Source organism: Candidatus Accumulibacter sp. ACC012 (assembly GCF_907163155.1).
Lineage (GTDB): Bacteria > Pseudomonadota > Gammaproteobacteria > Burkholderiales > Rhodocyclaceae > Accumulibacter > Accumulibacter delftensis.
This window is the reverse complement of record NZ_CAJQUC010000024.1, coordinates 53,410-60,647: the sequence shown is the minus strand read 5'-3', so window position 1 is coordinate 60,647 and position 7,238 is coordinate 53,410. Positions and strand designations below refer to the sequence as shown.

Annotated in this window: 7 protein-coding genes; 5 read left to right on the top strand and 2 right to left on the bottom strand. The window is 63.5% G+C overall.

The features are described 5' to 3' along the window. From QZ648_RS23585 to QZ648_RS23570, 4 genes are all read left to right on the top strand, one after another. A partial coding sequence (locus QZ648_RS23585) for a sigma 54-interacting transcriptional regulator (RefSeq protein ID WP_291998449.1) occupies positions 1-743 on the top strand: 743 nt, incomplete at its 5' end. Between the two features lie 37 nt (positions 744-780). Next, positions 781-1,635 carry a biotin--[acetyl-CoA-carboxylase] ligase gene (locus QZ648_RS23580; protein WP_169066152.1) on the top strand — a complete coding sequence of 285 codons (855 nt, stop codon included), beginning with the start codon at positions 781-783 and terminating at the stop codon, positions 1,633-1,635. Next, positions 1,632-2,357 (top strand): type III pantothenate kinase, encoded by a 726-nt coding sequence (locus QZ648_RS23575; RefSeq protein ID WP_169066153.1) that lies wholly within the window; start codon positions 1,632-1,634, stop codon positions 2,355-2,357. The genes QZ648_RS23580 and QZ648_RS23575 overlap by 4 nt, the downstream gene beginning before the upstream one ends. Positions 2,358-2,497: 140 nt before the next feature. Further along, entirely contained in the window at positions 2,498-3,562 is a 1,065-nt protein-coding gene (locus QZ648_RS23570) for an SPFH domain-containing protein (RefSeq protein ID WP_291998448.1), read from the top strand. A 57-nt stretch (positions 3,563-3,619) separates the two neighbouring features. On the opposite strand, the gene QZ648_RS23565 is transcribed toward QZ648_RS23570, so the two are convergent. Beyond that, positions 3,620-4,858 carry an HD-GYP domain-containing protein gene (locus tag QZ648_RS23565; protein WP_291998447.1) on the bottom strand — a complete coding sequence of 413 codons (1,239 nt, stop codon included), beginning with the start codon at positions 4,856-4,858 and terminating at the stop codon, positions 3,620-3,622. A gap of 109 nt (positions 4,859-4,967) precedes the next feature. Next, positions 4,968-6,134 carry a methionine adenosyltransferase gene (metK, locus tag QZ648_RS23560; RefSeq protein ID WP_169066156.1) on the bottom strand — a complete coding sequence of 389 codons (1,167 nt, stop codon included), beginning with the start codon at positions 6,132-6,134 and terminating at the stop codon, positions 4,968-4,970. Positions 6,135-6,337: 203 nt separating this feature from the next. Between metK and QZ648_RS23555 the strand changes: the two genes are divergently transcribed. After that, a complete protein-coding gene (locus QZ648_RS23555) occupies positions 6,338-7,231 on the top strand; it encodes a lysophospholipid acyltransferase family protein (RefSeq protein WP_291998446.1) in 894 nt (297 codons plus the stop codon). Positions 7,232-7,238: the final 7 nt, after the last annotated feature.

Genomic DNA, 7,238 nt, shown 5'->3' with positions numbered 1-7,238 from the left:
CCGCTGTTTTCCTCGACGAAATCGGCGACATGCCGGCAGAGTTGCAAACGCGCTTGCTGCGGGTGCTTTCCGACGGTCATTACTACCGCGTTGGCGGACACTCTCCGCTGAAGACCAAGGTCCGGATCATTGCCGCGACGCATCAGGATCTCGAGGAAAGGGTTCGCCAGGGGCTCTTTCGCGAGGATCTTTTTCACCGCTTGAACGTGATCCGCCTGCGTTTGCCCTGCCTGCGCGAACGCAGCGAGGATATTCCGATTCTGGCCCGCCACTTTCTGCAGAAAAGTGCCAGTGAGCTTGGCGTCGAGGGCAAGCGCTTTTCCGACGCCGCCTTGAAGCACCTTTGTGGGCTGGATTTCTCGGGCAACGTTCGGCAACTCGAGAACCTCTGTCACTGGCTGACGGTCATGGCGCCGGGGCAACTGCTGGAAATCACCGATCTGCCGCCGGAACTTCGCGAAGCGACGCCAGCGCTGGCGAGCAGCGACTGGCAGAGCGCGCTGGGCAAGGAAGTCGAGCGAATGCTGGTCAGCGATGCCGGTCAGGTTCACGAGAAGCTGACGCAGGCTTTCGAGCGGGTGTTGATCAAGCGCGCGCTGGCGCATACCGGCGGGCGCCGAATCGAAGCGGCACAGACCCTCGGAATCGGCCGCAACACCATTACCCGCAAGATTCAGGAGCTCGGACTCGATGGCGTTAACGCCAGCAGCGGGGAAGATCGCGAGGACTGCCTGCCGCGATAATCGGCGATAATGAGCCCTTGCTCCTGATGACGAAGCCATGAACGAATCCGCCACCAAGCCCGTTGCCACGTCTGACACGCATTTTGCCGCTGTCGCGGCGAGCAGTTGCCGAATTGATCCGCGCCGCGTGCATTCCCTGCTCGGCACGCTAAGCTCGCGTTTCACGCTTGTGGCGCTGGCCGAGTGCGTGTCGACCAACAGCGTGCTGCTCGAACGCGCCGGCCAGGGCGCCGCGTCGGGTTCCGTGCTGGTGGCGGACCGACAGACCGCCGGGCGCGGTCGACGCGGGCGCAGCTGGTTGTCGACGCCCGAGGCCAGCCTGACCTTCTCCTTGCTCTGGCGCTTCGAGGGCAGTGTTGCGCGACTCGCCGGCCTGTCACTGGCGGTAGGTCTGGCGGTGGCGCGTGGCCTGGCGAACAGTGGTGTCGGCGGCGTGGGCTTGAAGTGGCCGAACGACATTCTGCTCGCGGGCGGCAAGGTCGGCGGCATTCTGGTGGACCTCGAGGCGGCAGCAGATCACTCGCTGGCGGTAATCGGCATCGGCCTGAACCTGCAGTTGCCGCCCGATGGCGACGAGGAATTTCTGCATCGGCCGGCAGCGCTGGCGCAGGTGATGGCGCGGCTGCCAGATCGTCAGCAGCTGTTGGCACAACTGCTGACCGACCTGGCAGAGATCATGGACCGCTTTGCGGACGGCGGCTTCGCCGCTTTGCGCCGCGATTGGCAGGCGTATCACGTCTGGCAGGGGCGGCCAGTGCGCTTGCTCGACGGCGTGCTGGTTGACCGGCAGGGATTATGCATGGGGGCTGATAGCGACGGCGCCTTGCTGCTGCAGACGGACGCTGGCCTCGAACGTTGTCTGTCCGGCGACGTGTCGCTGCGGGCCGTATGATCGTCGCCATTGATGCCGGCAACAGCCGCATCAAGTGGGGCGTTCATGATGGCGACGGCTGGCTGAGCAGCGGCGCGCTGGCCACTGCTGACGTTGCCAGTCTGGCCGGAGTCGCTGCGCAGTGGCCGGCCGATGCCCGCGGGGTGGTCTGCAACGTCGCCGGGGCGACGGTCGCTGATACCATTTCGCGCTTGTTTGCCCGGCGCCACGCCGAGCTCGCTTTCCTGCATGCCAGTGCTGCGGCCTGTGGCGTAAGCAGCCGCTACGAGAATCCGCGGCAACTCGGTGCCGACCGCTGGGCGGCGCTGATCGGCGCACGTGCCGTTCGAGGCAGTGCCTGTCTGGTGGTCTGCGCCGGAACGGCGACCACCGTAGACCGCCTTGACGCTGCCGGGGTTTTTGCGGGTGGGCTGATTCTGCCTGGTTTCGACCTGATGCGTGCGGCACTGGCAAGTAATACGGCGCAACTGCCACTGGCCGAGGGCGTTTTTTGCGCGCAACCGCGCAACACCATGGATGCCATCGTCAGCGGTTGCCTGCAAGCGCAGCTGGGCGCGGTCGAGCGCATGTTCGACGAGATTGCCGACGAGCCTGACGCCCGCTGTTTGCTGACTGGCGGCGGCGCCCGGCGTTTGGCTGCGCACTTGAAGATTCCCTGCCAGTTGATGGACAATCTGATTCTCGACGGGCTGTTGCGCTTTGCTGCTTCGCAGGGGAGCTGAACAGCGTTGCGCGCAACGCTCTCGCTGCCTGTTGTTGCTCGCATTGCCGTTTCCTGCATGCCCTACTGACCGACCCTCTGCCGGGAGCGCTCATCCCGTGACCGCGGCGGATCACCAACGCTCGATTTCAGGAGATCACCATGGCCCTCATGGACTTCATCAAGAAGCAGTTCGTCGATGTCATTCACTGGACTGAAGAGGGCGACGGTATCCTCGCCATGCGCTATCCGTTGCAGGACATGGAGATTCAGTATGGCGCGCAGCTGACAGTGCGCGAGTCGCAGATCGCGGTTTTCGTCAATGAAGGTCAGGTGGCCGATGTTTTCCGCCCCGGGCGCTACCAGCTGACGACCCGGACGCTGCCGGTGCTGACCTACCTCAAGAACTGGGACAAGCTCTTCGAGTCGCCTTTCAAGTCGGAAGTCTATTTCTTGTCGACCCGCTTGCAACTCGACCGCAAGTGGGGAACGTCGAACCCGATCACCATCCGTGACCAGGACTTCGGCATGGTGCGGATGCGTGCTTTCGGCATTTATTCGTACCAGTTGAGTGACGCGAAGAAGTTCTACAGCGAGATTTCCGGGACGCGCGCGGAATACACGGTTGAAGATCTCGACGGCCAGTTGCGCAACCTGGTGATCAGCTCGATGACCGACCTCTTCGGCGAGTCGGGCGTGCCTTTCATCGATATGGCGGCCAACCAGGACGAGTTGAGTCGGGCGCTGAAAGGCAAGCTGGAGGCGGTCTTCGAGCGCTATGGCCTGCTTCTGGACCGCCTGGTCGTGCAGAACGTGTCGCTGCCCGAAGAGCTGCAGAAGGTTCTCGACACGCGTATCGGCATGAACATGATTGGCGACCTCGGACGCTACACGCAATACCAGGTGGCGAGCAGTATTCCTCTGGCAGCACAGAACGAAGGCGGCCTCGCCGGCATAGGCGCCGGTCTCGGGGCCGGGCTCGGCATTGGCCAGTTAATGACCACTGCGATGGGGTCGGCCATGCCGGCGGCGGGGGTGCCGGCGGGGCAGGTGGCAGTGGTCGGTGCTTCGCCGCAGGGCGTTGCGGCGCCGACGGCAGCGTCAGCGCTCAGTGCCGACGAGGTGGTGGCGACGCTGGAGAAGCTGCACGCGCTGGTCGGCAAGGGGATCCTTTCGCAGGCCGAATTCGACGCCAAGAAGGCGGAATTGCTTGCTAAGTTCGTTTGAGCCGGGAGTCGGCGCTGGCGGGCCCGGGCGATTGCCGAAGAATGGCTGCCGTAGCGGTCAGCGCGAGCTTGCGGGCAGTCCGCTCCAGATTTCGTTGAGGTCAGGAAAGTTCCATTTGGCGGGGTCTTCACGGCTGATGATCGTCTGCCGGCAGCCGGGACGGGCGAGATTGACGACTTCCGGGAGCATGCGGGCCGCGTGGCGCGTCGAGAAAAAAACCTTGACCTGTGGGTGAAGTAGCGACTTCTCGTTCTGCTCGATGACCACGCCGATGCGGCCGCAATTGAGTAGCACCAAGGAGCCGATCGGATAGATGCCGATGCTCTTGACAAAGGCCTGGAAGACCAACGGATCGAAATGGCCAGTGCTCCACTCGGCCATCTTGCGCAAGGATTCAGCGGGGTCCCAGCCGGTCTTGTAGGGGCGGTTCGAGGTGATCGCGTCATAGACGTCGCAGACGGCCGCCATTTTGGCGTAGACGCTTGTCGCAGCACCTCGCAGGCGCTTTGGATAGCCCGAGCCATCATCTTTTTCGTGGTGGTGGAGGACAACATCCAGGGCGACGGGGTCGATGTCGCTGCTCTGGAGAAGCATTTCGTGTCCTTTCTCCGGATGCGTCTTGACGATCGCAAACTCGGCATCGGTGAGCTTGCCAGGCTTGTTGAGGATGTCGAGCGGTATGGCCGCTTTGCCAAGGTCGTGCAGCAGGCCGGCGATGCCGGCAGAACGCACCGCTTCGTTGCCGAGACCGAGTTGCCGGGCGAGGGCGATCATCAGCGCGCAAACGGCCACCGAGTGCATGTAGGTGTAATCGTCGGCAGTCTTCAGGCGTGCCAGGCTGATCAGTGCGCCCGCGCTGCGGCTTACCGAGTCCGATATCTCGTCGACCAGTCGCCGCGCGCCGCCGGTGTCGACGGTCCTGCCCATTCGCGCTTCCGCGAACATTGAGGTGACCGCCTGCCGCGAGTTGGCGACAATTTTGGCTGCGCGCGTGAACTCTGCGGCGCTGGGAGCGCGTGCCGTGTCGCGCACGCTGTTTGCCGCAACTGCCAGTTCGGCGTCGACCTGGGCCTCGGACTCGGCGACCGAAACGACAGCTTCGCCCGGCGGCAGGTCGAGGCCTTTGGCACAATCGATCCACACTTCCCTGACGCTGCTGGCGCGGATAGTGGCAATGTCCTTGGCATCGCTGAGAACAAACGATGAGCGCCAGAAAGGGTGTTCCAGCCAGGGGCCGCAGAACTCCTTGAGGTACATGCCGACAGTCAGCTGCTGAACGCCGATTCGCTTGAGCATGGCGGGTTCTCGGTGGCTGCTCCACGCTGGAGCCAGCGCTAGTCTACACCGTATGCCGCAGCAAGAAAGGGGCCTCGCTGCCCCTTTCCCTGCTTCGCGAGCCGTATTTCTAGAGCCCGGCAGCTGCGCGAAGTGCCGCTGCCTTGTCGGTGGCTTCCCAGGTGAACTCGGGCTCGTCGCGGCCAAAGTGGCCGTAGGCCGCGGTTTTGCGGTAGATCGGTCGCAAGAGCTGGAGCGCCTGGATGATGCCTTTGGGGCGCAGGTCGAAGTGCTCGCCGATCAGTGCGGCGATGACTTCGTCGCTGACCTTGCCGGTGCCGAAGGTGTTGACCATCAGTGACACCGGCCGGGCGACGCCGATGGCGTACGCCACCTGCACTTCACAACGGTCGGCAAGGCCTGCGGCGACGATATTCTTGGCAACATGGCGCGCGGCGTAGGCCGCCGAGCGATCGACTTTTGACGGATCCTTGCCCGAGAACGCACCACCGCCATGTCTGGCCGCGCCACCGTAGGTGTCGACGATGATCTTGCGGCCGGTCAGGCCGCAATCCCCGTGCGGGCCGCCAACGACGAAGCGGCCGGTCGGGTTGACCAGATAGCGGGTTGCGCTGGTGAGCAGTTCCGGCGGCAGGACCGGTTTGATGATTTCTTCGATCACGGCTTCCGAAATCTGTGCGTGCGAGACGTCCGGGTCGTGCTGCGTGGACACGACGATGGTGTCGATCGAGACCGGTTTGCCGTCCACATAGCGGACCGTGAGTTGGCTCTTGGCATCCGGGCGAAGCCACGGCAGGCGGCCGTCGTGGCGAACTTCACCCTGGCGTTGCATGAGACGGTGCGCGTAATGGATTGGCAGCGGCATCAGCGACGGCGTTTCGTTGCAGGCGTAGCCGAACATCAGTCCCTGGTCGCCAGCTCCCTGGTCGAGGTCGATGCCCTGACCCTCGTCAACGCCCTGCGCGATATCGGGAGACTGGCGGTTGATGGCCGTTAAAATGGCGCAACTTTTGTAGTCGAAGCCGATGTCGGAGTTGTTGTAGCCGATGCGGCGAACGGTTTCCTGCGCGATTTCGCGATAGTTGATGTGCGCCTTGGTGGTGATCTCGCCGGAGATGACGACCAGCCCGGTCGAGACCAGGGTTTCACAGGCGACCCGCGCAGGCGGGTCGTCGGCGAGAATGGCGTCGAGAATGGCGTCGGAGATCTGGTCGGCGACCTTGTCCGGATGGCCTTCGGAAACCGATTCCGAAGTAAAGAGGTGCTCTGTGCTCATGCTTTGATCTGCTCCAATGGAAAAACCCCGAAACGGCGGCGTTGCCGGCTCCGGGGTTCGAGCAGACGACGCTTTAGCAGTATTTTTTTGGCCGCACTTACTGCGTCCCCGCCCTGCAAGTTGTCCTGATTAACTCGGCGGAGGGATAATTATAGTTTTTCTCTGGCTGGCGGGTCAAACCTCAGCAGCTACCGGATCGCACCGTGATCACACTTTTTCGTTTCCTCAGCCGCTTGCCGCTTGCCTGGCTGCATTCCCTGGGCTTCGTTGTCGGCTGGCTGACCTGGCTGCTGTCGCCGACCTACCGCCGCCACATGCACGACAACATGGTGCTCGCACTTGGCGCAGCAGAGGCCGGACGCCTACGTTCGGCAGCCATCGCTGAAGCCGGCAAGGGCATGCTCGAACTGCCACGGGTCTGGTTACGTCCGCTCGCCGAGACCTCCAGTCGGGTTGTCGAGGTGTCGGGGTGGGAATTGGTCGAAGCGGCTTCACGTCGAGGCAAGGGAATCCTCTATTTGACGCCGCATCTGGGATGTTTTGAGGTCACCGCGCAGTACCTGTCCACACATGCCCCAATCACGGTTCTCTATCGGCCGCCCAAGCAGGCCTGGCTGCAGACGATGATCGAAGCCGGGCGGGCGCGCGCGCAGTTGCACCTGGCGGCGGCTGATCTGTCAGGGGTGCGCGGCTTGCTGAAGGCGCTGAAACGCGGTGAAGCCGTCGGTATGCTGCCGGACCAGGCGCCGCGGGCTGGCGAAGGCCGCTGGCTGGACTTCTTCGGCAGACCGGCCTACACCATGACCCTCGCTGCGCGCCTGGTCGAGACCGGGGCGAGCGTGATCATGGTCTGGGCTGAACGGCTGCCCGCCGGCGCCGGTTACCATTTTCACCTGCAGGCGCCGACACAGCCAATCAGGGGCAGCATCGAAGAGCGGGCGCTACAGATCAATCAGCAGATCGAAGTGCTGGTTCGCCAGTGCCCGCAGCAGTATCTCTGGGGCTACAACCGCTACAAGCGGCGGCGCAGCAGTGCAGCAGCGCCGCTGGCGGAAGCCGGCGCTCAGCGGGACGTACAGCAGGGTGCCGAGCAGTGAGTGACTC